Genomic DNA, 25,758 nt, shown 5'->3' with positions numbered 1-25,758 from the left:
GAGGTCAGCCGCACGGCGCCTCCCCGTCGAGCAGGCGCCGCGCGGTCTCCATGCGCCGCGGCTCCACGCGGATGCGTACGCCGTGGAAGTCCGCGCCCCGCGTCGCGTCCAGGGCCATGCGGGATGTCGTGCCGTTCGTGGTCGACGACGGATCGAGGGGGCTGCCGGGCAGGCCGTCGACGACGAACAGGTCGCGGTGCGGCTGCAGATGGGCCGCCATCGCCCACAGCACGTCCGCGTCACGGGTGACGTCCACGTCCTCGTCGACCGCGACGACGGTCTTCAGATACGGGTCCCAGCCGAGCAGCGCCAGCATGATCTGCCGCGCCTGGCCGGGGCGGGCCTGGCGCAGGGCGACGTACGCGTGGAAGTGCGTCCCGGAGGTGGGGTAGTGCAGGGCGGTGACCTCGGGAAAGCGGCGGCGGAGCTGGTCGGCCATCTCCGCCTCGCGGGGCAGCCTGGCGAGGTTGAGGTGCTCGGCCGTGTTGCCGCCGACGACGTCGAGGAGGAGGGCGTCACGGCGGCGCAGGACCGTCTCCACGGTGAGGACGTTGTTGGTGGAGCGGTCGGAGGAGTAGCCGGAGAACTCCCCGAACGGCCCTTCCGCCGCCCGCCGCCCCGGATCGATGAATCCCTCCAGCACGATCTCGGCCCCGGCCGGCACCCGGATGCCGCGGCGCGGGGTCCGCACGACATCGAGAGGCGCTCCGAACAGGCCGCCCGCGATGGTGCGTTCATCGACGTCGGGGCCGACCCGGGCCGACGCGGCGAGCAGGAACAGCGGGTGCGCGCCGATGACCATCGCCACCGGCAGCACCTCGCCCCGCTCCTCGGCGAGCCTCAGGAGCTGCCACAGATGGCCGCGCGAGTGCAGGCTCGTGGCGAGTTCGGTGCGGGAATGGACCATGGAGCGGTGGTAGCTGAGGTTGCCCGCGCGACCGGGCGTGGCGGGCGGTGCCTCCGCCGTGATGATGCCGTTGGTGATGTAGGGGGCGCGGTCGGAGGCGAAGTGCCGGATGAGCGGCAGCGTGCCGAGGTCCACCGCGTCACCCTCCTCCACCACCTCCATGACCGGCCCGTCGGCGACCACGCGCGGCTCCCGGCGGCGCGCGGCGGCCGCCTGGTAGGCGCGGTGCAGCCCCGCGCGGTCGGTGCCGAGCAGCCGGGCGATGCGGTCCCGCGAGGCGAAGACATTGGTGATCAGCGTCGTGCCGAGCCCCTTGATCCGCGGGCACACAAGGAGGTCGGCCCGGCCCCGACCGGCGAGCTCCATGACCAGCGCGGCCACGTCCTCGCCCTCGATCTCCCGCTCCACGGTCAGTACGTCGTCGGCCTGCTCGGGGCCGTGGGCGCGCAGGAACGCGCGCAGATCCTGCGTGCTCGTGTACGTGGCCGCCTCGGCGGATGCCCCGTCAGTGCGTGTCACAGCACACTCCCGCGTGGACGCCGGAGGCGAACAGCCCGCCCCAAGCAGGGGAGTTGACATGCAGGCCGAGGAGCTCCATGCCCGTGTGCACCGCGACCCGCGCCCCGTCGAACACCGGCTTGCCGAGCTCCCGCTCCACGAGCGCCGCCACCGGCGCCACCGGCAGCTCCGTGCCCGCCACCACCAGACACCGCGCGTCGCCGGTGCCGCGCGTCGAGCAGCAGCCGCCGCAGCCGCGCCACCGGCAGCTCCGCCGCCTCCCGAGGCGTCCCCAGACCGAGCGCGGTGACCGAGGTGACACGCAGCCCCGCGGCGACGTACGTGTCGGCGACGCGCCCGGCGCTCTCCCGTGACCCCGCGGTGACCAGGGCCAGCGAGGGCAGGGCGTGCCGGGCCAGGAGGTCGAGCTGGCCGAGCGTGACCGTGGAGGCCGGCACGCCCGCCGTGGCCTCGATCGTGCGGACGACGGCCCGGGCGTGCGCCAAGCCGTGCAGCCCGCACGAGCCGCCGTTCCACACGACGACGTCCGCGCCCGCCTGCGCCAACTGCGCCGCACCACGCTCCAGTTCGACCGCCTGGGCGCCCGCGATCGCCGGACCGCACAGCTGCTCCGGCAGCGTGGCCCGCGCTGTGGGGTGCACGGCTTCCACTGAGAGGGGCGCGCAGATCTGCGCCACCCAGCGCTCGGCGCCGAGTGAGGTGGAGGGGAGGAGGTGGCCGATGCGCCGCATGGGGAAGTCCGTTTCTCGTCGCCGTGCAGACGGGCTGAGGGCAGGGCGGGCCGCCCCCGGTGTTCCGAGGGCGGCCCTGAACGCGCGGTTACGGCCCCGACACCGTGGCCGGCGAGGCGTACGTGTCCTTCAGCCGCAGCTGCGCCTCTGCCTGGTCGCGCGGCGGGGGAGTGGGCTTCAGGCCGAGCAGCTTGGCCATGTTGTTCCCGAGGTAGCCCTCCAGGTCCTCCTCGGACAGGTGCATGCCCTGCGGCGGCGGACCGCACAGCACCTCCAACTCCCGCGCCCACATGCCCGGTTCGTTCGGCGGTGAGTCCGTGCCGAAGACCAGCTGGTGGCGCTCCATCTGCTGGGCGAACTCCACGATCCGCGACTGGAGCAGCCAGCCCGACTCCCCGTACACGTTGGGCGAGTCGAGGATCATGTACAGCGCCTCGAAGCAGTACACCCCGCCCGTCTGCACCCCGAAGTGCGCCAGGATGAAGTTGACGTCCTTGAACTCCCGGATGATCGGGTAGAACTGGGTCGGAATGGAGTAGGGCCCGTCCCCGGTGTGGATCAGGACGACGAGCCCCAGCTTGTCGCAGACCCGCAGGACGGGGCGGAGCCAGTCCAGGGCCCGGTCGGGACGGTAGGCATGCATGTTGGCATGCAGCTTCACCATCTTGTAGCCGTACTCCTTGACGTGGAACTCCAGCTCCTTCGCGCCGTTCTCCGGCCCGAAGCGCGGGTTGTACATGAAGTTCCCGATGAACCGGTCCGGGTACCGCTGGACCAGTTCCGTGATGTACGCCATGTAGTCACGGATGCCTTCACGGCCGGTACGCATCCCGTCCTGCCAGACGCTGTTGCCGGGCGGCGGCATGATGCAGCCGTAGTCGATCCGGCGCGGCTTGCCGTTGATCATGTACGGGCCGTCCATCATCTCGATGGTCCGCTCGCCCGTGAACGGGGAACCGTCGTGCCGCCACGCCTGGTCCACGATGTTCGTGGGGTGCATATGGGTGTCGATGATCAAGGTGCTCGTTCCTTCCCGGCTGGTGCCGACCGTGTGTCTGTGGTGGACCGTTCGGGGACCCAGGGGAGGGCCCGCCTCACCTCCCTTCCGTGTCGGGGGAGCGCTCGGGGGCGTGGGAGCGCTCGGCGCCGTGGGCGTGCTCGGGCCCGATGATGTCCTCGGAGCGCACCGGCACCCTGGGCAGAGCCAGGCCCGTCGCGTCGCGCAGCGCGTTGACGATCGCCGGGGTCGACGACAGGGTCGGCGGCTCGCCCACGCCGTTCAGGCCGTACGGCGCGTCCGGGTGCGGGAGTTCGAGCAGGTCGATGGGGACGGGCGGCATGTCCGCGATGGTGGGGATCAGATAATCGGTGAAGGACGGATTGCGCACCCGCCCGTCGGAGATCCGCAGCTCCTCCATGAGGGCGAGGCCGAGCCCCTGCGCGCTGCCGCCCTCGATCTGCCCCTCCACCGCCAGGGGATTCATCGCTTTGCCGACATCCTGCGCGGTGGCCAGCTCCACCACCTTCACCAGGCCGAGGTCGGTGTCCACGTCGACGACCGCCCGGTGCGCCGCGAACGCGAACGCGATGTGCGCGTCGCCCTGCCCGCGCTCGGGGTCGACGGGGTACGTGCGGCGGTGCGCGAACTCGTACTCCGCCTCCAGCGGACCGGCCTCGGCGAGGAGCTCAGGGAGCGGACGGTCGCCGAGACCGGCGAGCCGTTCCCGCAGCTCCCCGCAGGCGCCCTGGACCGCGCCCCCGCTCATCCAGGTCATCCGCGACGCGGATGCCGAGCCCGCGTCGCCGACCCGGGTGTCCGCGGGGAGGACCACGACCCGGTCCACGCCGAGCTCGGTGCGGACGATCTGTGCCTGGACGGTGACGATGCCCTGCCCGCACTCGGCCGCCGCCGTGTGGACCTCGGCGACGGGTTCGCCGTTCACGAGGGAGAGCCGCACGCGGGCCACCGAGCGGTCGTCGACGCCACCGGAGAAGCCGATCGCCTTGACCCCGATCGCGTATCCGACACCACGCCTGACGCCCTCGCCGTGCGAGGTGTTGTTGAGGCCGCCGGGGAGCCCGAAGGGGCCATCGGCGGCGGCCGGGAGGGGGCGGGCGCGGAGCCTTTCGAGGAGTTCCGCGGCGGGCGCGGGACCGTCCACCGCCTGCCCGGTCGGCAGCACGGTCCCGGTCGTCATGGCGTTGCGTACGCGTAACTCGACCGGATCTACGTGCAGTTCACGGGCCAGCTTGTCGAGGTTGGACTCCACGCCGTAGCACGACTGGACGGCCCCGAAGCCTCGCATCGCCCCGCAGGGAGGGTTGTTGGTGAAGACGGAGTAGCCGTCGATCTCGACGTGCGGCACGTCGTAGGCGCCCGCCGCGAAGTACGAGCCGTTCGCGATGACGACCTGCGACGTGGAGGTGTACGCCCCGCCGTCGAAGAGCAGCCGCGCCCTGACGAACACGAGCCTGCCCTCGCGCGTGGCACCGTGCTCGAACCACATCCGCGCCGGATGGCGGTGCACGTGACCGAAGAAGGACTCCTCGCGGTGGTAGCTCATCTTCACCGGGCGGCCCGTCTTCAGCGCGAGGAGCGCCGCGTGGATCTGCACCGACACGTCCTCGCGCCCACCGAAGGCGCCGCCCACGCCGGACAGCGTGAGCCGCACCTTCTCGGGCGGCAGACCGAGCGCCGCGCACACCTGGTGCCGGTCGTCGTGGAGCCACTGCGTGGACACGTACACGTCCACGCCGCCGTCCTCGCCCGGTATCGCGAGCCCCGCCTCCGGGCCGAGGAACGCCTGGTCCTGCATCCCGACCTCGTACGTTCCCGAGACCATCACGTCCGCCGACGCCCGCGCGGCGGCCAGATCGCCGTGCCGGATGCGGACGTGGCGTACGACGTTGCCCTGCCCGCCGTCCACCCGCCGCTCATGGACCGGCGGACCCGTGCCGTCGAGCGCCTGCCGGGGGTCGGTGAGCGCGGGCAGCTCCGCGTACTCCACCTCGATGAGGCGCAGCGCCCGGCGGGCCGTCTCTGGATGGTCGGCGGCCACCAGGGCGACCGGCTCGCCGTGATAGCGCACGCGGTCCTCGGCGAGCACCGGCTGGTCGGCGACCTTCATCCCGTACCGCCGCCGCCCCGGCACGTCCTCGTGGGTGAGCACCGCCACCACGCCCGGCAGCCGCCTCGCCCGGGTGGCGTCCAGGCGCAGGATGCGGGCGTGGGGGTGCGGGCTGCGCAGGGTCGCGCCCCACACCATGCCGTCCCAGCGCAGGTCGGACGCGTAGGCGAAGTCGCCACGGACCTTCAGCCTGCCGTCGGGGCGGCGGACGCTCTCGCCGACGCCGCGACGCACACCGGTGGCGGTGTCCACGGGCAGTCACATCCCTTCCCTGGTACGGCTGATGGGCCGCGCGGCTACGCGATGGGGCGTACCGCCCTGCGGTCCGTGTCCTGCGCCGGGTCCGCCGTCACGGCCTGGGAGAGGCGGGTCCGCAGGCGCCTGATGTGGTCCCGGGCGGCCTGCTCGGCGGCGTCCGGGTCGCCCGCCGTCATCGCCTCGAAGATGCGCCGGTGCTCGTCGACCGCGAGCCGCGGGGCCTGCGGGCTGCGCCACAGCGAGTGGAGGGCCAGATGTGCCTTGCCCTGGATGGTGTCGAGGGCGGCGGTCAGATGGTCGTTGCCCGCCACCTCGCGGATCAGCCGGTGGTACGCCATGTCCATCTCGACGTGCGCCTGCTCGTCGAACTCCGAGGCGACGACGGCCTCGTGGCGCTCCAGGAGGCGGCGCAGCTCGTCGACCGTGGCGGCGTCAAGACGCTCCGTCGCCAGCCGCGCCGCCAGGCCCTCCATCACCTCACGCACGACGTAGAGCTGACGCACGTCCTCGATGTCGACCGTGGAGACGACGGCGCCCCGGTGGGCGGCGTGCGTGGCGAGACCGTCGTGGATGAGCCGCTGCACGGCCTCGCGGACGGGGCTGCGGCTGATGCCCATCTGCACGGCCAGCGCGGGCACCGACAGGGCGTCGCCGGGGCGCAGCCGGCCCGCGAGCACGGCGCTCTTCAGCTCCTCGTACGCCCGCTCCGCCAGCAGGCTCCCCGCCGCCACCGGATTCACCGCCCTCTGCGTGGACATCCCCAACTCCCTTGTCACGGCGTCTCCTTGGTCGGTGCACCGGACCCGGCCACCTGTTCTTCATGTTGCATGTAATGTTCTGACCGGTCAATGGAGCGCGCGTCCTTCTCCTCCCGCCCCGGCGGCTTCTTCTGGCCCGGCAGCCTCAGATGGTGGAAGAAGAGGTTGAGCAGGACCGCCGTGAGGGTGCCGAGGATGATGCCGCTCTCGAAGAGCGCATGCAGGTGGCGCCCCGGCATCTGCTCGGCGAACTGCGGGAACGCGGTCGGCAGGAAACCGACGCCGACACTGGCCGCGACGAGGATGGTGTTGCGCTGGTCCGTCAGGTCCGCCTGGCCGAGTATCTGCACACCGACCACCGCGATCGTCGAGAACAGCACGATCGTCGCCCCGCCGAGCACGGACGTCGGCATCGACGCCACCACGGCCCCCACCTTCGGCACCAGACCGAGCAGCATCATGATCACGCCGCTCGCCGCGACGATCCAGCGCGACTTCACCCGGGTCAGCTGGATCAGCCCGATGTTCTGCGAATAGACCGTGCTGGGAAAGGAGTTGAGGGCGCCGGCCGCAGCCGTGGCCAGGCCGTCGGCCCGCAGGGCGCGCGTGACGTGCCGGCCCGACACCTCCCGGCCCACGATCCGCCCGACGGCGAAGAACTGCCCGATGGACTCCACCGCGATGATGACCATCACGAGGAAGATGGAGAGCACGGCGACCGCGTCGAGCCGTGGCGCGCCGTAGTGCAGGGGCGCCGCCACCCCCAGCCAGGCGGAGTCCCCGATCCCGGAGAAGTCCGTACGGCCCGCGAGCGCGGCGACCACCGTACCGATGACGAGTCCCGCGAGGACGGCGACGGTGGCGAGGAACCCCCGCGAGAGCTTGTTGAAGAGCAGGATCGCGGCCAACGTGACCGCGGCAAGGCCCAGGTGCGAGGGCGAACCGAAGGAACGGGCCGACGGATCGCCGCCGCCGACCTGCCGCGCGGCCACCGCGAGCAGGGTGATGCCCACGATCGTGACGATGGTGCCGGTGACCAGCGGCGGGAAGAACCGCACCAGTCTGCTGAAGACGGGCGCGATCACGAACAGCGCCAGCCCGGCGGCGATCACCGCGCCGAACACCGTCGGCAGCCCCGCCTGCGCACCGCCCGCCGCGAGGCCCACGGAGACGAGCGACGGGACGGCGGTCGTCGACGTGCCCTGGACGACCGGCAGCCGGATGCCGATGCCCGGCAGCCCCACGGACTGCAGCAGGGTGGCGATGCCGCAGGTCAGAAGCGAGGCGTTGACGAGCAGGCCAATGTCGTCGCCCGACAGGCCGATGCCCTCGGCGACGAGCAGGGGCATGACCACGGCTCCGGCGTAGAAGGCGAGGACGTGCTGCAGGCCGTAGACGCCGAGCCGCCAGACGGACGGTACGGCCTCGACGGGGTCCGGAGCCTCTTTCCGGTGCGCTGCGCGGTTACGGTCCCGGTTTCGGGCTCGATTCCGGTGCGGCATGTGCGTTCTCCCTCCGCCCATGGGGCGTGAGCCGACGTCCCGACGGGGCGTGACTTGTGGCGCACGTACGAGGCCGCGGACGGGCAGCCGGAGACGCGTCGACTGACGTACGGAGTGGCTCTTCAGCGCAGCTCAGTGCAGTTCAGCGCAGCCAGGGGGTTCGCAGGCCGCCGAAGGACGCCCGCTCCACCAAGTGGTCGGCGCGCTCCTGGACCTCGGCGAGCAGCGCTTCCTCGTCGACCAGCGGGCAGCGGCCGTCTTCGAAGACGACCCGCCCGTCGACGATGGTCATGTCGACGTCCGCGCCGCGCGCCGCGTAGACGAGCGTCGCCACGACGCGGTGCAGCGGACGCAGATGCGGCCGGTCGAGGCCGACAACGACGAGATCCGCAGGCGCACCAACGCACAGCGACCCCGCGCCGACGTGCGTGGACCCGGCGCCGACGTGCGCGGACCCCGAGCCGACGCCCATCGGCTCCGAGCCGACCTGCATCGGCCCCGAGCCGACCGCCGCGTACCTGCCGCCCTCGCGCGTCGCCAGCTCCAGGGCTTCCTCGGCCCGCAGCGCCGCCGGGTCCGAGGTGTGCTGGCGCTGACCGAACAGGGCCTGCTTCATCACCTCGAACATGTCCTGCCGGTGCCCCGCGGCGGGCCCGTCCGTGCCGAGCGACACCACGGCCCCCGCCTCCCGCAGCGCCCGCAGCCGCATGACCCCCGAGGCGAGGTACGCGTTGGACGCCGGATTGTGGGCGACCCCCGCCCCGCGCTCGCCCAGCCAGGAGATCTCGTCGTCGTCCAGCCACACGGCGTGGGCGAGCGTCGCCCGCTCGTCGAGCAGCCCCGCCCGTTCGAGCCACTCCACGGGACGCAGGCCGTACGCCTCCCGGTAGCTCGCCGGATCCTTCGCGCCCTCACAACAGTGCGTGTGCCAGCGCGTGTTGAACTCCTCGGCCAGCGCCACCGCGCCGGTGACCAGCTTCTGGTCCACATAGCTGAGGTTCAGCGGGGCGGGCCACACGCTCACCCTCGACCCCGGCGGACGCCTCGTCAGGCACTCGCGGGTGAGCTCCAGTTCCTCGGCGGTGGAGTGACGGAACAGTTCCTCGGGCAGGCGCCGCGCCGCCGCCACGGCTGTCCGGTCGCCCAGCATGCCGCGGGCGACCGCGCCCCGCAGGCCCACCGACTCGACCGCGTCGGCCACGGCGAGGACCGTCTCGGCGTCCGTGGGCGCGTAATGGTTGTCGACGACCCTCGTGATCCCCGAGCGCAGCGCCTCCACCGCGCCGAGCGTCGCCGCGACCCGGGCGTCGTCCGGGCCCATGGCGATGGAGTACGGCCACATGAATTCGCACAGCCACGGCCAGATGGGCAGCCCCTCGCCCAGGCCGCGGGCGAGGGACTGGAACAGATGGGTGTGCCCGTCGGTGAAGCCCGGCAGCACGGCCCGGCCCCGGCAGTCCACGGTCCGGGCCGCCCGCCAGACCGCGTCGACCTCGGCGGCGGGCCCCACGGCCGCGATACGGCCGCCCACGACGGCGACCGACCCCGGCTCGTACACCGCCCGGCGGTCGTCGACGGTGACCACATGGCCGTGCGACAGCAGGAGATCGCACGGACGCGGACGTTGATCACTGGTGTGTGGCACAGAGCCCCCGGTTGTTCGACGGCATGTTCCATGTTGCATGTAACGTATTCCGGCCACAGGGCGTGTCAACCCCCGGCGCAGGGACCGGACTTGACGTATGACTGGGGCGGGGGAGTGGACATCGGGGTGAAGCGCCCCGTCCGGCAACCGTTCCAGGAGGTACGCACCGTGCTCGTCGATCTCTCCGGCAAGACCGCGCTCGTCACCGGCTCCACCCAGGGCATCGGCGCCGCGATCGCCGTGGGCCTGGCCCGCGCCGGCGCCCGCGTCGCGGTCAACGGCCGCTCCCGCGGCTCGGTCGACGCCGCCGTCGACCGGCTGAAAGGGGAGTGCGGCGGCGCCGAGTTCATCCCCGCGCCGGGTGACATCTCCACCGACGACGGCGCCCGGCAGGTCTTCGAAGCGGTGCCGCACACCGACATCCTCGTCAACAACCTCGGAATCTTCGGCGCCGAGCCCGCCCTCGACATCACCGACGCCGAATGGCGCCGCTACTTCGAGGTCAACGTCCTGACGGCGGTGCGGATGATCCGCCACTACCTGCCGGGCATGAAGGACCGTTCCTGGGGGCGGATCCAGAACATCGCCAGCGACTCGGCGCTCGTCACGCCCGCGGAGATGATCCACTACGGCACGTCGAAGACCGCGCTGCTCGCGGTCTCCCGGGGCTTCGCGAAGGAGGCGGCGGGTTCGGGTGTCACCGTCAACTCCGTGATCGCGGGGCCGACGCACACGGGCGGCGTCGAGGACTTCGTCTACGAACTGGTGGACCGGGCCCTGCCCTGGGACGAGGCGCAGCGGAAGTTCATGACCGAGCACCGCCCCCAGTCGCTGATCCAGCGGCTCATCGAGCCTGAGGAGATCGCGCACATGGTCGTCTACCTCAGCTCACCGCTGGCGTCGGCGACGACGGGCGGCGCGGTGCGGGTCGACGGCGGATACGTGGACTCGATCGTTCCGTAGTCGGTGGGGAGGTGGCTCGGGCCCGTACCGCAGCCCGTACCGCCGTGCCGGAAATTTGCCGGAACGGCAACGACCCTCGTCCCCCGGCCGGCGCGCCCCGCATGATCGTGGCCGGAGCCGCCGCCGGAGCCCCCCAAGGGCCCACGCCGCCAGGAGGATTCATGACCCTGACCCAGCCACCGACCGCCACCGACCGCACCCACCGGCTGGTCCCCTCGCCGGCAGGCCGAATCCACCTGGTGGAACAGGGCACGGGCCCCCTCGTCCTGCTGGTGCACGGCTTCCCCGAGTCCTGGTACTCCTGGCGCCACCAGCTGCCGGCCCTCGCCGCGGCCGGGTACCGCGCGGTCGCCGTCGACGTGCGCGGCTACGGCCGCTCGTCGAGGCCCGCGGAGATCTCCGCGTACCGGATGCTCGACCTCGTCGAGGACAGCGTCTCCGTGGTGCGCGCGCTCGGCGAGGAGACCGCGGTGGTCGTCGGGCACGACTGGGGCGCGACCGTCGCCGCGCACGCCGCGCTCGTCAGGCCGGACGTCTTCCGCGCGGTCGGCCTGCTGAGCGTCCCCTACACGCCGCCGGGCGGCCCGCGCCCCAGCGACGTGTTCGCGGGAATGGGCGGCGACGAGGAGTTCTACGTCGCGTACTTCCAGGAGCCCGGCCGCGCCGAGGGCGAGATCGAACCCGACGTCCGGGGCTGGCTCGCGGGCTTCTACGCCGCGTTCTCCGGCGACACCATGCCGGGTCCCGACGCGCCGGACCCGCACTTCGCGGCCCGTGGCGGACGGCTGCGGGACCGGTTCCCCGGCGGGCCGCTGCCCGGCTGGCTCACCGGGCCCGACCTCGACGTCTACGCCGGGGAGTTCGAGCGGACCGGCCTGACCGGCGCGCTCAACCGCTACCGGAACATGGACCGCGACTGGGAGGACCTCACCCCCGGCTACGCGGGCGCCCCGCTCACCCAGCCGTCCCTGTTCGTCGGCGGCGCACTGGACGCCTCGACCACCTGGCTCGCCGACGCGATCGCGGCCTTCCCCGAGACGCTGCCCGGCCTGCGCTCCTCGCACATCCTCGACGGCTGCGGCCACTGGCTCCAGCAGGAACGCCCCGAGCAGGTCAACCGGCTGCTGGTCGACTGGCTCGCCGGCCTGCCCGGCTGACGGCCGTATCGTGACACCCCGGCGAGGGCTGCGGGTGGACACGGGGCGGGAGACACGGTGTGAGCGGTGGTCGGCGTACGCGGAGGGGGAGCCGGAGCGGAATCCGCAGGGTTCTCACAGTGGTGGTGTGGGCGGCCGTCCTGGTGGCCTTCGCCGTACCGCTGCGCCACGCGCTCGTCGCCACCGACACCTACCTCTCCGGGTACTGGGCGACGGTCACCGAAGGGGACGAGCTGGACCACTTCGCGTGGCAGGACCCGCAGGGCCGCACGGTGCGCGGCGCCGTCCGGGGCGTCCCGGAGGACGGCGAGTGGGACGAGGAGGGGGAGGGGACGAGCAGCATCACCGGCGACCGCGTCTGGGTGTCGGCGCAGGGCGTCGCCCACATCAGCGAGTCCCCCGCCCAGCAGGACATGGTCGTCGGCTATGCCGGGGCGGGGGCGGTCCTCGGCATCGTGCTGCTGGTCTCGCGGGCCCGCCGCCGGGCGCGGCGTAGCCCGCCCACGGAACTCAGGGAAACGTGACGGCCGGGTCCACCGGGGTGAGGACCAGCCAGCGCAGCGACGTGTCGCCGAACCGGCCGTAGGCCGCGACGCGCACGTCGACCGGGTCGGGCGCCACCAGCGGGAAGTACATGGGAAGTGCCGCGTCGTCCGAAGGACCCCGGACGTCGGCCGTGCGCTCCCACAGCTCGGCGACGCCCGGCTCGCGCCGTACGGTCCGCACCACCTCGTCCAGGCGCTCGTTGTCCGGCCAACGCTGCCAGTCGAGGCGCAGCCGCCCGAGCAGCGGGGCGGCCCACTTCGTGTCCCAGTCGCGCAGCTGATACCGCGCCTCCGGAGAGAACGCCCAGGTCATGGCGTTGGCATCGGCGCGGGCCAGCCAGGGGCAGTGGCGCGCCGCCACGGCGTTGGCGGCGACCACGTCCCAGGCCTGGTCACAGATGCAGCTCACCCGCCGCTGCTGGTGCATCAGATCGAGGAGCGCGGCGTCCGGCCGCGCGCCCTCGGCTCGCCGACGCGGCGGCTGGTGGCCGGTGCCGCGATAGAGAGCCGTCGCCTGCCGGGGCGAGAGGTCCAGGATGCGCGCGACACCGGCGATCATCTCGGGCGCGTACTTACGGTCCTCGCCGCGCTCCAAGGCGCGGTACCAGCGTTCGGAGACCCCGAGGAGCAGGGCCATGTCGAGCTGGGTGAGGTATCTCCGGTGGCCGCGGAAGGGCACGGGGCCGGGCAGCAGCGCGGGGTCCCGCGCCATCCGCCAGGCGCGCAGCATCCGTCCGAGATCCTCGCGTCGCGCGTCCAGCAACTGTAAAGACCTCGCAAAGATGGGGCTGTCGTACGAAGAGTCCGCGCGCCCGCCACGGATCGCCGCCCGTGCCGGTGCACGGTGTCAGCCTCGCACAGGGGCCCGGCGACCGGAACGCGAGAGTGCCGGTATCCCCGAGTGCCGACCTTGGGGCGGGGCGGACGGCCATGGTGAGCGCCACGCCGCCCGGCGTGGCCGGAACCTTGCAGTGCCGGGTGGCAGGAGCAGTCGTACGTTGTACGTTCCACGCCCGTCGTACGCACCCCGGCCGCTCGCGTACGCCCCGCACCACCGCACACCTACGGAGAGCCCGATGAGCCACTTCCTGCCGGAGAACGATGCCGTGCTGACCGCCGCCCGCGGGCTGGCCCTCGCGCATTCCGGGTTGATCGAGGTGAACAGCAGCCCGCTCTATCTGCGGGCGCGCGACGCCGACCCGGCCCGCACGGTCGCTCTGGTCTCCGGCGGTGGCTCCGGGCACGAGCCGCTGCACACCGGGCTCCTGGGGCGGGGCGGCCTGGACGCCGTCTGTCCCGGCGAGATCTTCGCCTCCCCGCACAACCGGCAGATCTACGAGGCGAGCGCGGCCGCCGCCAAGAGCGACGGCGTCCTGCACATCGTCAAGAACTACACCGGCGACGTCATCAACTTCCAGATCGCGGCGGAGCGCCTGCGCCACGACGGGATCCCCGTCGCCACGGTGCTGGTCGACGACGACCTGGCCACCGACAGCGCGGACAGCGCGACCGGCCGCCGGGGCACCGCCGCCACCGTCGTCGTCGAGAAGCTCCTGGGCGCGGCGGCCGACCGGGGCGCGACGCTGGAGGAGCTCGCCGATCTGGGCCGCCGGATCGTGGCCCGGTCCCGCAGCATCGCCGTCGCGGCCCGCGCCCAGACGTCGCCCACCACGGTGAGCCCCGCGTTCGCGCTGGAGCAGGGAACCCTCGACTACGGAGTGGGCATCCACGGCGAGCGCGGCACCCGCACCATCGCCCGGCCCGCGATCGGCGACCTCGTCCGGCGCATGACGGACGACCTCCTCGACGCGCTGCCCGACGGCCCCGACGAGGTGCTCGCCCTCGTCAACGGCCTCGGCGCCACCACCGAGCTGGAGCTCAACGCCATCGCCGTGCTGCTGAGCGACGAACTCACCGCCCGCGGCCTGCGGCCGGTCCTCGTCGTCCCCGGCACCTTCACCGCGGCCCTGGACATGGCCGGCTTCTCGCTCACCCTCACGCGGCTCGAGGACGGGTGGGCCGACCTGTGGACCGCTCCTACCCGGACCCCGCTCGTCCTGCCGCGCCCCTCGCTCGCCCCGGGCGAGCCCGCGTCGCCGGTGCGGACGCCCGCCAGCTCCCCGGCTCCCGCGCAGGGCAAGGGCGGCGACCGTGCCCTGCTCGACCGCTACGCCCTCACCGTCACGCAGGTGCGCGACAACCTCACCAAGCTCGATCAGCTCGTCGGCGACGGCGACTTCGGCGACAACCTCGCGGGCGGCGTACGCCGTGCGGTGAAGCTGGCCGACGAGACCGGCGTGGACGGCACGACAGCGCTGGCCGATGCCTTCCTCAACGACGTCGGGGGCACCAGCGGCCCCCTGTTCGGGCTCCTCTTCCAGCACCTGGCCGCCGCGTCGCCGGCGGACGGCGGGGCGCCGTCCGTCACCGCGCTCGCGGAGGTCGCCGCGGCCGGCCACGCCGCCATCCACCGGGTGGGCGGCGCGGTCCCCGGCGACTGCACGCTGGTCGACGCGCTCGCACCCGCCGCCGAATCCCTGGCTGCGGCACGGAACACCACCGAGGCCGAGGCTCCGCTCACCGACGCGGCCCAGGCGGCCATCCGCGGCGCCCTGGCCACCGCGTCCCTGCGCCCCCGGCGCGGCCGCGCCAGCTACGTGGGCGACCACGCCCTCGGCGTGCCGGACCCCGGCGCCCTCGCCGTCGCCCTGCTCTTCATGGCCCTCGCGGACATCCACGAACCCGCCACCGCGCCGCGCCTGCCCGCCCCGGGCCACATCACGGTGCCCTGATCCGGAGGAGTCATTTCGCTCGCCTCGGCATCCATTCTCTGACTAAGGTCAGAGAATGGATGCCGGGCAGACCGAAATCGATCAGGTGCGGCGGTTCAATCGCGCCGTCACCCAGCGCGTGGGCGTGCTCCACGACAACTATCTGGGCCGCGACCGCCCCATCGGCGAGGCCCGCCTGCTCTGGGAGGTGGGGGACCGGGGGCAGGACGTACGCCGGCTGCGCGAGCGCCTCGGCCTCGACTCCGGCTACGTCAGCCGCCTGCTGCGCGCCCTGGAGGCCGACGGTCTGGTGTCGGTGGAGCCGCACCACGGCGACCGCAGGGTCCGCACGGTCCGGCTGACCGACGCGGGCCGCGCCGAGCGCGCCCTGCTCGACGAGCGCAGCGACGAACTCGCGGACTCCCTCCTGCGGCCGCTCAACACCGCGCAGCGCGCCCGGCTGGTCGCCGCCATGGCCGAGGTCGACCGGCTGCTCACCGCGGGAACGGTCACCCTGGACGCCGTCGACCCCGACCATCCGGACGCCCAGTACTGCCTGCGGTCCTACTTCACCGAGCTGCAGGAGCGCTTCGACACCGGCTTCGACCCCGCGCAGAGCCTGCTGCCCGACGCGGGCGGGCTGCGGCCGCCGCACGGCCTGTTCCTGGTCGCCAGGGCGCACGGCGAGCCCGTCGGCTGCGCCGGCCTCAAGCTGCCGGCCGACGCCCCGGCCGAGATCAAACGGATGTGGGTCGCGCCCGAGGCGCGCGGGCTCGGCCTGGGGCGGCGCTTCCTCACCGAACTGGAGGCGCTGGCCGCCCGCCACGGCCGCGACGTCCTGCGACTCGACACCAACAAGGCGCTGGACGCGGCGATCGGCCTGTACCACTCCTGCGGCTTCCAGGAGGTCCCTGCGTTCAACGACGAGCCCTACGCCCACCACTGGTTCGAGAAGCGGATCACGGGCACCTAGCCGCTCGGCGCGGCCGACGCAGCCCCTAATCGACATGGCCATTTGCCTAAAGGTCTTAGGCAAATGCATAATCGCTTATGTCGAGAGAGGGGAACGTCATGGTGCGCGTGGGGCTGACCACGGAACGTCTGGTCCGGGCAGGGGCCGAGCTGGCCGACGAGGTCGGCTTCGACCAGGTGACCGTCTCGGCGCTCGCCCGCCGCTTCGACGTCAAGGTCGCGAGCCTGTACTCGCACGTCAAGAACTCCCAGGACCTCAAGACCGGGATCGCCCTGCTCGCCCTCGCCGAGCTCGCCGACCGGGGTGCCGACGCGCTGGCAGGCCGGGCGGGCAAGGACGCGCTGGCCGCCCTGGCGAACGTCTACCGCGACTACGCCCGGGAACACCCCGGCCGCTACGCCGCCGCCCAGCTGCGGCTCACCCCCGAGGCGGCCGCCGCCAGCGCCGGTGGCCGGCACGCGGAGATGACCCGGGCCATCCTGCGCGGGTACGACCTGACGGAACCCGACCAGACGCACGCGGTCCGCCTCCTCGGCAGCGTCTTCCACGGCTACGTGAGCCTGGAGCTCGCGGGCGGGTTCAGCCACAGCGCGCCCGATTCGCAGGAGACATGGACGCGCGTCATTGACGCCCTTGACGCACTGTTGCGCAACTGGCCCGCACCGTCCGCCTAGCCACCCCGTCCACACACTTGATCAACAGGTTGAGGCAATGCATACCGAACACCACCACTGGACCACCACCCCCATCACTGCCGAGCTGCTGCGCGGCGCGCTCGACGTGGAACAGACCGAGCACGGCGTACTGCCGCACCGGCTCCCCGCCTGGGCCCGCGCCCAGAACACCGACGGCCAGCTCGCCATGGCCGAGTCCCAGCCCTCCGGCGTACGCCTGGCGTTCCGCACCCGGGCCACCGAAATCGAGCTCGACACGCTGCCCACGAAGCGGTCCTACGTGGGCGCACCGCCCCGCCCCGACGGCATCTACGATCTGCTCGTCGACGGCCGCCCGGCCGGCAGCGCGACCGTGGCAGGCGGCCACGTCCTGACCATCGACATGACCGCGGGAACCGCCGAGCGCACCGCCGGGGAGCCCGGCACCCTGCGCTTCGCCGACTTGCCCGACGGCATGAAGGACGTCGAGATCTGGCTGCCGCACAACGAGACCACCGAGCTCATCGCCCTGCGCACCGACGCCCCCGTCGAGCCCGCACGCGACCCGGGCCGCAAGGTGTGGCTGCACCACGGCAGTTCGATCAGCCACGGTTCCGACGCCGCGAGCCCCACCACCACGTGGCCCGCGCTCGCCGCGTCGCTCGGCGGTGTGGAGCTGATCAACCTCGGTCTGGCCGGCAGTGCCCTGCTCGACCCGTTCACCGCGCGAACCCTGCGGGACACCCCCGCCGACCTGATCAGCGTCAAGATCGGCATCAATGTGGTCAACGCCGACGTGATGCGGCTGCGCGCGTTCGCCCCCGCGGTGCACGGCTTCCTCGACACCATCCGCGAGGGGCACCCGGAAGTGCCCCTGCTGGTCGTCTCGCCGATCCTGTGCCCCATCCACGAGGACACCCCCGGGCCCAGCGCGCCCGACTTCAGCAACTTCGGCGAGGGGCGGCTCCGCTTCAAGGCCATGGGCGACCCCGCGGAACGCGCGACCGGCAAGCTCACTCTCAACGTCATCCGCGACGAGCTGGCCCGCATCGTGAAGCAGCGCTCCGCCGATGACCCGAACCTCCACTACCTCGACGGCCGCGACCTGTACGGCCCCGACGACGCCGAGGAGCTCCCCCTCCCCGACGACCTCCACCCGGACGCCGCCACCCACCGCCGCATAGGCGAACGCTTCGCGACCCGCGCCTTCACCCCGGGCGCCCCCTTCGCGGACACCGCGCCATAGCCCTTGCCACTTCACGACCTGACGGCTAGTCATATGACTAATCGAAACACCAAGGGCCATGCCGTAACGGCACAACTCCCTGGAGGGCACGTGAAGTTCTCCGTCATCTTCGAGGCGCAGCTCGCCGATCCGGCCGTCGAGCGCGAGCATCAGGTCATCCACGACAGCGTCGAACAGGCCGTGCTCGCGGAGGAGATGGGGTTCGACCGCGTCTGGGCGGTCGAGCACCACTCCCTCAAGTGGTACGCACACATGAGTGCGCCGGAAATCTTCCTGACCTGGGTCGCCGCACGCACCAGCACCATCCGGATCGGCCACGGCGTCGTCTGCATGCCGTTCAACTTCAACCACCCGGCGAGGGTCGCCGAGCGCGCCGCCATGCTGGACCTGCTCTCCGGAGGGCGGCTCGACCTGGGCGCCGGGCGGGGCGGCACGGAGCAGGAGACGTCGCTCTGCGGAGTGGACAGGGAGCGTACGGCCCAAGAGGTCGAGGAAGCGCTGCGGATCATCGGGAAAGCGTGGGAGAAGGAGGAGTTGGAGCACCACGGCGAGCTCCTCGACATCGCCCCGCACCCGATCCTGCCGCGCCCGAAGCAGACCCCGCACCCGCCGCTCTTCCTCGCGTGCAGCAGGACCGAGACGCTGACGCAGGCGGCCGAACTCGGCATCGGCGCCCTGGTGATGGGCTTCGCGGGGCCCGAGTCGATCGCCGGGATGCGGCAGGCGTACGACGCCGCCGTCGCGGCCCGCACCGACGCCCGCCTCGTGTCGAGCGTCGTCAACGACCACTTCTCCGTGCTCTGTCCGACGGTCGTGCTCGACGACCGGGAGGCGGCACGGCGCATCGGCATCCGCGGCCAGCGGTTCTTCGCGCAGTCCATCGGGCACTGGTACGGCGGCGCCGGCCTGCCCGACGAGGCGGTGGTCGAGGGCAGCGACGAGGCCGCCGAGATGCGCAAGGCCGCCGAGCAGGTCGTGGCACGCCTGCACGAGCAGAACATTCCGGTGCGGCCCGCCTCGACCGCCACGTTCAACGCCGACCACGCGTACGGCACCGCCGACGACGCCATCGCCTACGTGGAGCGGCTCCGCGACGCCGGGGCCGACGAGATCATGTGCCTCGTCCAGATGGGCACCGTCCCGCAGGAAGCCTGCCTGGAAACCTTGCGGCAGTGGGGCGAGAAGGTCATCCCGCACTTCCGCGCCCGGGAACGGGAAGCGGCGGCGGCCGGCACGGCCCTGACCTGATGCCGCCCGAGCCCGCCGGGCCCCCGGACCGCCTCGACCCCCTCGCCCGCCCCCTTGTGGACGCCCTGACCGCAGCCTTCCCCGACCTCGGCGGCACCGTCACCGACGCCGTCGAGGCCCGGCGGATCCTGGCTGCCGCGCCTGCCGCGCCTGCCGCGCCTGCCGCGCCTGCCGCGCCTGCCTCGCCCGCCTCGACAAAGACGCCGCCAGCCGTCGGAGCGGTCACGGACAGGACGATCCCGGGCCCGCCGGGCGCACCCGACATCCCCGTACGCGTCTACCTCCCGCACCCGGACGCACATCAACACCCGCACCCCCGCCCCACCGTCGTCTTCTTCCACGGCGGCGGCTACACCCTCTGCGGCCTCGACTCCCACGACGCCACGGTCCGCGGTCTGGCCGCCCGTTCCGGTGCCGTCGTCGTCTCCGTCGGCTACCGCCTCGCCCCCGAACACCGGTTCCCGGCCGCCGTCGACGACGCGTACGCGGCGCTGTGCTGGGCCGCCGGTGAGAGCGCCGCCCTCGGCGGTGACCCGGGCGCCCTCGTCACGGCGGGGGACAGCAGCGGAGGCGGGCTTGCGGCCGCCGTGACCCTCAGAGCGAGGGACGCGGGCGGACCCGCGGTCGCGCTGCAGGTCCTGCTCTATCCCGTCCTGGATGCCGCCCAGGACACCGTCTCCTACCGGGAGAACGCGGACGGGTACTTCCTGACCGCCGCGCACATGCGCTGGTTCTGGGAGCAGTACCTCGGGCCCGACGGCGACGGCACGCACCCCCTCGCCTCGCCGCTGCGGGCCGCCGACCTCACCGGGCTGCCGCCCGCGCACCTCCTCACGGCCGGCTGCGACCCGCTGCGCGACGAGGGGCTGGCGTACGCCGAGCGCCTGAGGGCAGCCGGAGTGGAGGTCACCCCCGCCCACTACCCCCACATGTTCCACGGCTTCCTCGGCTTCCCCGACGTACTCCCCGACGCGGCGAAGGCACTGCAGGAAGCGGCAGAAGCGATTGAGTCAGCGGCGGGCGGCAGGAAAAACAGCGGTGTCGATGGGGGTGGCGCAGGATAATTTACGGAGACCCCCCTTGTCCCGGAGAACCTCGCATGCATACGGTGTCCTGACGCGAGGTTCTCCCGGGGAGGATGGGGCATGACGGAAATTCTTGTGCAGTCGGGCACGGAGGGCGCGGTTCTTTCCGCCGCCGAGCCCGGTGAGCGGGTGGTGGACCACCCGGCGTGGCCGGTGCTCAAGGGTGCCGTGGAGGAGATCCGGCCCTGGCAGTCGCCCGACGGCTCCATCGACTTCGAGGCGGCCGGCGCCCCGGCGAAGAGCATCGCCGAGCTCGCCGTGGACCGCGTGATATCAGCGGTCGAGGAGCTCTCCCCGCTCCTTCCGCACGACGCCGCGTACCACCGCGCGCTCGTCGCGGACCTGCGCCGCTGGTCCGAGGGCGGCTTCGCCGTGCCGGACTTCCTCGACTCGCTGCTCGCCTTCCAGCCCGCGGCGAACCGCAGGGACGGCCTCCAGCACCTGGTCGTCTTCCCGATGTACACGCAGAACGGCAACCCCGACCGCAACCTCGAAGCGGTCGTGCTGCGCATGGTCTGGCCCGACTGGCTGGCCGAGCTCGAGCGCACGCGCTACGACAACCCGCTGTTCTGCGGCATCACCTTCGAGGACTTCACCGCCGGGTACGACACCAACTCCGCCGTCCTCTTCCCCGAGACCATCGCCGTGCGCGAGGCCCCCGAGCGCTTCTCCTGGGGCGGCATCTTCTGCGACCGCGAGGCGGCCCGCTTCCGCCGCGTCACCGAGGCCGCCGTGGACCTCCTCGGGCTCGAACTGCCCGACGACATCCGCGCGATGGTCGGCGACCAGGACCGCTGCCAGCAGGCGTTCGTCCTGTGGGACATGGTCCACGACCGCACCCACAGCCACGGTGACCTGCCGTTCGACCCCTTCATGATCAAGCAGCGCCAGCCGTTCTGGATGTACGGCCTCGAGGAGCTGCGCTGCGACCTCACCGCCTTCAAGGAGGCCGTGAAGCTGGAGGCCGAGGGTGTCCCGCAGGCACGCGACGTGCAGTACGCCGTCCTCTTCGACCGGATGTTCCGCTTCCCGGTCACCGGCGACCGCGTGAAGAACTACGACGGGCTCGGAGGCCAGCTCCTCTTCGCCTACCTCCACAAGCACGACGTGGTCCGCTGGACCGACAACCAGCTCAGGATCGACTGGCAGCGCGCGCCGGAGGTCACCAACCAGCTCTGCGGCGAGATCGAGGACCTCTACCGCGCGGGCATCGACCGCCCCAAGCTGGTCCACTGGTTCGCCGCGTACGACCTGGTGTCCACCTATCTCGCCCCGCACCCCGGCTCGCGCTGGGCCAAGGGCCCGGACGCCCTTGACACGTCGCTGCCGCCGCGCAAACTCGTCGACGAGGTGCTTCCCGACGAGTTTCCGCTCAGCATGTTTTATGAGGCGCTCTCCAAGAAGCTGAAGCACGTGATCGCCTCCACCAAGGGGATCACCGCTTCCACGGGCGCCGAGAAGGCCGCCGCGTGAGCGGCCGCCAGGAGGAGGCGAGGAAGATGTCCGCACTCGATGGAGCCGTGGTCGCGGTGGCGGGAGCCGCCGGACCCGCGGGACGCGCCACCCTGCTGAGGCTCGCGGAGGCCGGTGCCACGGTCGTGGCCTCCGACGCCGATCCCGCCCGCCTCGCCGAGGCCGTGGACGCCGCGCGGTACGCGCACGGCGGGGCGACCGTCGTCGGCGACACGGTCGACCTCCTCGATCTGAGCGCCGCCCGCGAGTGGGCGACGCGCACGGAGAAGGAGTTCGGCCGGATCGACGGCCTGGTGCACCTCGTCGGCGGCTGGCGCGGCAGCAAGAGCTTCGCCGAGACCAAGCTCGAGGACTGGGACCACCTGGAAAACCTCCTGATCCGCACCGTGCAGCACACCTCCCTCGCCTTCGAGGAGGGCCTGCGGCGCAGCGACCGCGGCCGCTACCTGCTGATCAGTGCGGCGGGCGCGTCGAAGCCGACCGCGGGCAACGCGGCGTACGCCGCCTCCAAGGCGGCGGCCGAGGCCTGGACGCTCGCCCTCGCCGACGCCTTCCGCAAGGCGGGGGGCGACGAAGGACCGCGCGCGGCGGCTGCCATCCTGGTGGTCAAGGCGTTGGTGCACGACGCGATGCGCGAGGCCAAGCCCGACGCGAAGTTCGCGGGCTTCACGGACGTCAAGGAGCTGGCCGAGGCCATCGCCGGTGTCTGGGAGAAGCCTGCCAAGGAAGTGAACGGAAACCGCCTGTGGCTGACCGAGAAGCCGTGACCGCTGCCGCCCGAGAAGCCGTGAACCCGCCGAGGACGGACGCCCGGCGCCACCACGACCCGGACGTCCGCGGCTTCGCCAGCGACAACTACGCGGGCGCGCACCCGGAGGTCATGGCCGCCCTCGCCCTCGCCAACGGCGGTCACCAGATCGCGTACGGCGAGGACGACTACACGGCCAGTCTCCAGCAGGTGATCCGCGGCCACTTCGGACCGACCGCCGAGGCCTTCCCCGTCTTCAACGGCACGGGCGCCAACGTCGTCGCGCTCCAGGCGCTCGCCGACCGCTGGGGCGCGGTGATCTGCGCCGAGTCCGCGCACATCAACGTGGACGAGGGCGGTGCCCCCGAGCGCATGGCAGGCCTCAAGCTGCTCACCGTGCCCACGCCGGACGGCAAGCTCACCCCCGAGCTGATCGACAAGCAGGCGTTCGGCTGGGACGACGAGCACCGCGCGATGCCGCAGGTCGTCTCGATCGCGCAGAACACCGAACTGGGCACGCTGTACACGCCCGACGAGATCCGCGCGATCTGCGACCACGCGCACCGCCTCGGCATGAAGGTGCACCTCGACGGCTCCCGGATAGCCAACGCCGCCGCCGCGCTCGACGTCCCGATGCGGACGTTCACGAACGCGGTCGGCGTCGACATCCTGTCGCTCGGCGGCACCAAGAACGGCGCGCTGTTCGGCGAGGCCGTCGTGGTCATCAACCAGGACGCCGTGCGCCACATGAAGCACCTGCGCAAGATGTCGATGCAGCTCGCCTCGAAGATGCGCTTCGTGTCGGTGCAGCTGGAGGCCCTGCTCGCCAAGGACCTGTGGCTGCGCAACGCCCGGCACGCCAACGAGATGGCACAGCGCCTCGCCGAGGGTGTCCGCTCCGTGCCCGGCGTGGAGATCCTCTACCCCGTGCAGGCCAACGCCGTCTTCGCCCGCCTGCCGCACGACGTGAGCGAGCGCCTCCAGAAGAAGTACCGCTTCTACTTCTGGGACGAGGCGGCGGGCGACGTCCGCTGGATGTGCGCGTTCGACACCCGTCAGGAGGACGTGGACGGGTTCCTGGCGGCACTCAAGGAGGAGATGGCCCGCTGACGGCTGCCTCTCCCACTGCATAAAGCTGCATAGATATACGGTCGACCGTAAAGTCATTGACGTACGGGCGGCCGTATTCCTATGCTCCCGTGACATGCAGCTGATCCAGGAAAACCCCGACCTGTCTGCGTACTTGGCGGCGGACGAGGTCGTCGACCACCATCATCCGCTGGTCCGCGAGACGGCGGCCGCTCTCGCAAAAACATCCGCCGATACGTACGCCTACGCACGCGCCGCCTTCGAGTTCGTGCGCGACACCATTCCGCACTCGCAGGACTCCGGCCGCATGGAGGTCACCTGGCGCGCCTCCGACGTGCTGCGCGAACGGACCGGCATCTGCACCGCCAAGTCCCACGCGCTGGCCGCCCTGCTGCGAGCCGAGGACATCCCGACGGGGTTCTGCTACCAGCGCCTGCGGGACGACAACACCAGCGGCTACTCCTTGCACGGCCTGGTCGCCGTGCGGCTCGACGGCGCCTGGCACCGGCAGGACCCGCGCGGCAACATCCCGGCCGGCGTCGACGCGCAGTTCCGCCTCGGCGAGGAACAGCTGGCCTGGCCGGTGGACCCGGAGTCCAATGAAGTGGACTACCCGGTCCTCTATGCTGAACCGAGTCCCGTGGCGCTCCGCGTGCTCAAAGAGGCCAGGGACCGACTCCACCTCTGGCAGATCTACCCCGCAGAACTGTGAGGCACGACGGACCATGACCATCGACCTGACCGTCTCCGACGAGGTCCGCGCCCTCGCGCCCGGCTTCACCCACGTCGCCGTCGACGCCCGTGGGCTCGTCAACGGCCCCAGCACGGAGGCCACCTCCGCCCTCCTCGACGACGCCGCCCGCCGGCTGGCCGTACGCCTCGACGGGCGCGCCCCGCACGAGGACCCGCACATGATCGCCTGGCGCGCCGCGTACACGGCCTTCGGCGCGAAGCCCTCGCGTACCCGCAACTCCGCCGAGGCGCTGGCCAAGCGCGCGCTCGCCGACGGCGGCCTGCCGCGGATCAACACGCTCGTCGACGTCTACAACGCCATCAGCGTGGCCCACCTGATCCCGGTCGGCGGTGAGGACCTGGACCGGATCAAGGGCGGCATGCGGCTCGTGCGGGCCACCGGGGACGAGGAGTTCGTGACCGCGGCCGCGGGGGAGCGGGTCGTGGAGCACCCCGACGCGGGCGAGGTCGTGTGGTGCGACGACGAGGGCGTCACCTGCCGCCGCTGGAACTGGCGCCAGGGCCCGCGCACCCGCCTCACCGAGGAGTCGGTGAACGCGATCTTCCTGCTCGAAGGCATGGGACAGGACGCCGGCCTCGAAGCGGCGGCCGCCGAACTGGCCGAACTCCTGGCGAAGACCAGCCCGGGCGCACGGATCACCGTCCGCCCGCCGCGCTAGCGCCGCGGCCGGTTCAGCCGGCCTCGGCGGCCTTCACCTCGGCCGGGGTCGGCGCGGTGCCGCCCAGGTGCGCCGGCATCCACCAGGTGTCGTCCGGACCCTTGGGGCGCACCGGATAGGCGCGCTGCGCGGCCTCCAGGAGCTCCTGGCAGCGCTCGCGCAGCCGCCGGGTGATCGCACCCGCGTACTGGTCCTTCGGCGCCTCCACCGGCTCGCCGACCCGGATCGTGATCGGCAGGTGGCTGCGCTTGAAGTTGCGGGGGTGCCCCTTGGTCCACAGCCGCTGCGTGCCCCACAGGGCCATCGGGATCAGCGGCACCCCGGCCTCCTGGGCCAGCCGCGCGGCACCGGACTTGAACGTCTTCAGCGTGAACGACTGCGAGATCGTCGCCTCGGGAAAGACGCCGATGATCTCCCCGGAGCGCAGCGAGTCCAGCGCGTGCGCGTACGCCGTCTCGCCCTTGTCGCGGTCGACGGGGATGTGCTTCATCCCGCGCATCAGCGGCCCGGAGATCTTGTGCCGGAACACCGACTCCTTCGCCATGAACCGCACCACGCGCTTCTGCGGCAGCGCGGCGAGCCCGTCGAAGATGAAGTCGAGGTAGCTGATGTGGTTGCTGACCAGAACCGCCCCGCCGGAGCGCGGGATGTTCTCCGACCCCTTGCAGTCGATCTTCAGGTCCCATGCCTTGAAAAGGGTTTTCGCGGCACCGATGACCGGACGGTAGACAAGCTCTGCCATGGGTGGGGATGACCCTTCGTTTTTGCCTGGGGAGGGGGTTCCCGGCGGGAAGTTACGCAGCCGTAGGTTTTTCGGCGTTGCGCAGATCGTGCCCCAATAACGGACGAGTGACCAGCCTTGGTGCCTTCAATCCGCGAGATTCTCGTCACGTAGGAATCATCCGCGGCCTGCGGATGCTGTACTCCAGAGCGATCGGAAAGGCGTG

23 protein-coding genes are annotated in these 25,758 nt (G+C 72.1%); 14 read left to right on the top strand and 9 right to left on the bottom strand.

From position 1 onward, the window contains the following. Positions 1 to 4: 4 nt before the first annotated feature. The 7 genes from ACH4D5_RS29855 to ACH4D5_RS29825 form a co-directional block, all read right to left on the bottom strand. Positions 5 to 1,426, bottom strand: coding sequence for a UbiD family decarboxylase (locus ACH4D5_RS29855; RefSeq protein WP_398308353.1), 1,422 nt, complete (start codon positions 1,424 to 1,426; stop codon positions 5 to 7). Then, positions 1,423 to 2,157, bottom strand: a complete 735-nt coding sequence (locus ACH4D5_RS29850; protein ID WP_398308351.1) for a hypothetical protein — start codon at positions 2,155 to 2,157, stop codon at positions 1,423 to 1,425. The genes ACH4D5_RS29855 and ACH4D5_RS29850 overlap by 4 nt, the downstream gene beginning before the upstream one ends. An 88-nt stretch (positions 2,158 to 2,245) precedes the next feature. Next, complete coding sequence (locus ACH4D5_RS29845; protein ID WP_398308349.1) at positions 2,246 to 3,175, bottom strand: amidohydrolase family protein; 930 nt, start codon at positions 3,173 to 3,175, stop codon at positions 2,246 to 2,248. Positions 3,176 to 3,251: 76 nt separating this feature from the next. Further along, positions 3,252 to 5,537: a molybdopterin cofactor-binding domain-containing protein gene (locus tag ACH4D5_RS29840; RefSeq protein WP_398308347.1), complete on the bottom strand. Its 2,286-nt coding sequence runs from the start codon at positions 5,535 to 5,537 to the stop codon at positions 3,252 to 3,254. A gap of 44 nt (positions 5,538 to 5,581) precedes the next feature. Next, positions 5,582 to 6,301, bottom strand: a complete 720-nt coding sequence (locus tag ACH4D5_RS29835; RefSeq protein ID WP_398308345.1) for a GntR family transcriptional regulator — start codon at positions 6,299 to 6,301, stop codon at positions 5,582 to 5,584. A 14-nt stretch (positions 6,302 to 6,315) separates the two neighbouring features. Next, the gene (locus ACH4D5_RS29830; protein WP_398308343.1) at positions 6,316 to 7,803 is read right to left on the bottom strand and encodes a nucleobase:cation symporter-2 family protein; all 1,488 of its coding nucleotides are present in this window, start codon (positions 7,801 to 7,803) and stop codon (positions 6,316 to 6,318) included. A 142-nt stretch (positions 7,804 to 7,945) separates the two neighbouring features. Beyond that, complete coding sequence (locus tag ACH4D5_RS29825) at positions 7,946 to 9,388, bottom strand: amidohydrolase family protein (RefSeq protein ID WP_398308341.1); 1,443 nt, start codon at positions 9,386 to 9,388, stop codon at positions 7,946 to 7,948. Between the two features lie 228 nt (positions 9,389 to 9,616). Here ACH4D5_RS29825 and ACH4D5_RS29820 point away from each other — a divergent pair, with 228 nt between their 5' ends. The 3 genes from ACH4D5_RS29820 to ACH4D5_RS29810 all read left to right on the top strand — a co-directional run bounded on the left by ACH4D5_RS29820 (position 9,617) and on the right by ACH4D5_RS29810 (position 12,092). Next, the gene (locus ACH4D5_RS29820; RefSeq protein WP_398308478.1) at positions 9,617 to 10,411 is read left to right on the top strand and encodes an SDR family NAD(P)-dependent oxidoreductase; all 795 of its coding nucleotides are present in this window, start codon (positions 9,617 to 9,619) and stop codon (positions 10,409 to 10,411) included. Positions 10,412 to 10,572: 161 nt separating this feature from the next. Next, positions 10,573 to 11,568: an alpha/beta fold hydrolase gene (locus ACH4D5_RS29815; protein WP_398308339.1), complete on the top strand. Its 996-nt coding sequence runs from the start codon at positions 10,573 to 10,575 to the stop codon at positions 11,566 to 11,568. Positions 11,569 to 11,687: 119 nt separating this feature from the next. Next, positions 11,688 to 12,092 carry a hypothetical protein gene (locus ACH4D5_RS29810; protein WP_398308337.1) on the top strand — a complete coding sequence of 135 codons (405 nt, stop codon included), beginning with the start codon at positions 11,688 to 11,690 and terminating at the stop codon, positions 12,090 to 12,092. On the opposite strand, the gene ACH4D5_RS29805 is transcribed toward ACH4D5_RS29810, so the two are convergent. Then, positions 12,079 to 12,876, bottom strand: coding sequence for a hypothetical protein (locus ACH4D5_RS29805; RefSeq protein ID WP_398308335.1), 798 nt, complete (start codon positions 12,874 to 12,876; stop codon positions 12,079 to 12,081). The two genes, ACH4D5_RS29810 and ACH4D5_RS29805, sit on opposite strands and share 14 nt — an antisense overlap. A gap of 313 nt (positions 12,877 to 13,189) precedes the next feature. Between ACH4D5_RS29805 and ACH4D5_RS29800 the strand changes: the two genes are divergently transcribed. From ACH4D5_RS29800 to ACH4D5_RS29750, 11 genes are all read left to right on the top strand, one after another. After that, complete coding sequence (locus ACH4D5_RS29800; RefSeq protein WP_398308333.1) at positions 13,190 to 14,905, top strand: dihydroxyacetone kinase subunit DhaK; 1,716 nt, start codon at positions 13,190 to 13,192, stop codon at positions 14,903 to 14,905. Between the two features lie 55 nt (positions 14,906 to 14,960). Further along, entirely contained in the window at positions 14,961 to 15,857 is an 897-nt protein-coding gene (locus ACH4D5_RS29795) for a GNAT family N-acetyltransferase (protein WP_398308331.1), read from the top strand. A 98-nt stretch (positions 15,858 to 15,955) separates the two neighbouring features. Further along, positions 15,956 to 16,531: a TetR/AcrR family transcriptional regulator gene (locus ACH4D5_RS29790; protein WP_398308329.1), complete on the top strand. Its 576-nt coding sequence runs from the start codon at positions 15,956 to 15,958 to the stop codon at positions 16,529 to 16,531. A gap of 37 nt (positions 16,532 to 16,568) precedes the next feature. After that, the gene (locus tag ACH4D5_RS29785) at positions 16,569 to 17,756 is read left to right on the top strand and encodes a GDSL-type esterase/lipase family protein (protein WP_398308327.1); all 1,188 of its coding nucleotides are present in this window, start codon (positions 16,569 to 16,571) and stop codon (positions 17,754 to 17,756) included. Between the two features lie 90 nt (positions 17,757 to 17,846). Then, on the top strand, positions 17,847 to 19,004 hold the full coding sequence (locus ACH4D5_RS29780) for an LLM class flavin-dependent oxidoreductase (RefSeq protein ID WP_398308325.1): 1,158 nt from the start codon (positions 17,847 to 17,849) through the stop codon (positions 19,002 to 19,004). After that, entirely contained in the window at positions 19,004 to 20,068 is a 1,065-nt protein-coding gene (locus ACH4D5_RS29775) for an alpha/beta hydrolase fold domain-containing protein (protein WP_398308323.1), read from the top strand. The genes ACH4D5_RS29780 and ACH4D5_RS29775 overlap by 1 nt, the downstream gene beginning before the upstream one ends. An 81-nt stretch (positions 20,069 to 20,149) precedes the next feature. Then, positions 20,150 to 21,562 carry a DUF6421 family protein gene (locus ACH4D5_RS29770; RefSeq protein ID WP_398308321.1) on the top strand — a complete coding sequence of 471 codons (1,413 nt, stop codon included), beginning with the start codon at positions 20,150 to 20,152 and terminating at the stop codon, positions 21,560 to 21,562. A 26-nt stretch (positions 21,563 to 21,588) separates the two neighbouring features. Next, a complete protein-coding gene (locus ACH4D5_RS29765) occupies positions 21,589 to 22,329 on the top strand; it encodes an SDR family NAD(P)-dependent oxidoreductase (protein WP_398308319.1) in 741 nt (246 codons plus the stop codon). A gap of 20 nt (positions 22,330 to 22,349) precedes the next feature. After that, the gene (locus tag ACH4D5_RS29760; protein WP_398308476.1) at positions 22,350 to 23,420 is read left to right on the top strand and encodes a threonine aldolase family protein; all 1,071 of its coding nucleotides are present in this window, start codon (positions 22,350 to 22,352) and stop codon (positions 23,418 to 23,420) included. 94 nt (positions 23,421 to 23,514) lie between these two features. After that, complete coding sequence (locus ACH4D5_RS29755; protein ID WP_398308317.1) at positions 23,515 to 24,111, top strand: transglutaminase family protein; 597 nt, start codon at positions 23,515 to 23,517, stop codon at positions 24,109 to 24,111. A gap of 13 nt (positions 24,112 to 24,124) precedes the next feature. After that, positions 24,125 to 24,811, top strand: a complete 687-nt coding sequence (locus tag ACH4D5_RS29750; protein WP_398308315.1) for a B3/4 domain-containing protein — start codon at positions 24,125 to 24,127, stop codon at positions 24,809 to 24,811. Between the two features lie 13 nt (positions 24,812 to 24,824). Here ACH4D5_RS29750 and ACH4D5_RS29745 read toward each other — a convergent pair whose 3' ends face one another. Beyond that, entirely contained in the window at positions 24,825 to 25,553 is a 729-nt protein-coding gene (locus ACH4D5_RS29745; protein WP_398308313.1) for a lysophospholipid acyltransferase family protein, read from the bottom strand. Positions 25,554 to 25,758 lie beyond the last annotated feature (205 nt).

This window comes from Streptomyces sp. NPDC018029, assembly GCF_044327655.1.
In the GTDB taxonomy this organism is placed as follows: Bacteria; Actinomycetota; Actinomycetes; order Streptomycetales; family Streptomycetaceae; genus Streptomyces.
This window is presented reverse-complemented; position numbering and strand designations above follow the sequence as displayed.

Excerpts from the sequence above, each read along its gene's own strand:
- ACH4D5_RS29750 (WP_398308315.1), top strand. The coding sequence starts at position 24,125 with ATGACCATCGACCTGACCGTCTCCGACGAGGTCCGCGCCCTCGCGCCC.
- ACH4D5_RS29785 (WP_398308327.1), top strand. The coding sequence starts at position 16,569 with ATGCATACCGAACACCACCACTGGACCACCACCCCCATCACTGCCGAG.
- ACH4D5_RS29755 (WP_398308317.1), top strand. The coding sequence starts at position 23,515 with ATGCAGCTGATCCAGGAAAACCCCGACCTGTCTGCGTACTTGGCGGCG.
- ACH4D5_RS29830 (WP_398308343.1), bottom strand. The coding sequence starts at position 7,803 with ATGCCGCACCGGAATCGAGCCCGAAACCGGGACCGTAACCGCGCAGCG.
- ACH4D5_RS29800 (WP_398308333.1), top strand. The coding sequence starts at position 13,190 with ATGAGCCACTTCCTGCCGGAGAACGATGCCGTGCTGACCGCCGCCCGC.
- ACH4D5_RS29850 (WP_398308351.1), bottom strand. The coding sequence starts at position 2,157 with ATGCGGCGCATCGGCCACCTCCTCCCCTCCACCTCACTCGGCGCCGAG.
- ACH4D5_RS29815 (WP_398308339.1), top strand. The coding sequence starts at position 10,573 with ATGACCCTGACCCAGCCACCGACCGCCACCGACCGCACCCACCGGCTG.
- ACH4D5_RS29835 (WP_398308345.1), bottom strand. The coding sequence starts at position 6,301 with ATGTCCACGCAGAGGGCGGTGAATCCGGTGGCGGCGGGGAGCCTGCTG.
- ACH4D5_RS29795 (WP_398308331.1), top strand. The coding sequence starts at position 14,961 with ATGGATGCCGGGCAGACCGAAATCGATCAGGTGCGGCGGTTCAATCGC.
- ACH4D5_RS29790 (WP_398308329.1), top strand. The coding sequence starts at position 15,956 with ATGGTGCGCGTGGGGCTGACCACGGAACGTCTGGTCCGGGCAGGGGCC.
- ACH4D5_RS29745 (WP_398308313.1), bottom strand. The coding sequence starts at position 25,553 with ATGGCAGAGCTTGTCTACCGTCCGGTCATCGGTGCCGCGAAAACCCTT.
- ACH4D5_RS29770 (WP_398308321.1), top strand. The coding sequence starts at position 20,150 with ATGACGGAAATTCTTGTGCAGTCGGGCACGGAGGGCGCGGTTCTTTCC.
- ACH4D5_RS29775 (WP_398308323.1), top strand. The coding sequence starts at position 19,004 with ATGCCGCCCGAGCCCGCCGGGCCCCCGGACCGCCTCGACCCCCTCGCC.
- ACH4D5_RS29765 (WP_398308319.1), top strand. The coding sequence starts at position 21,589 with ATGTCCGCACTCGATGGAGCCGTGGTCGCGGTGGCGGGAGCCGCCGGA.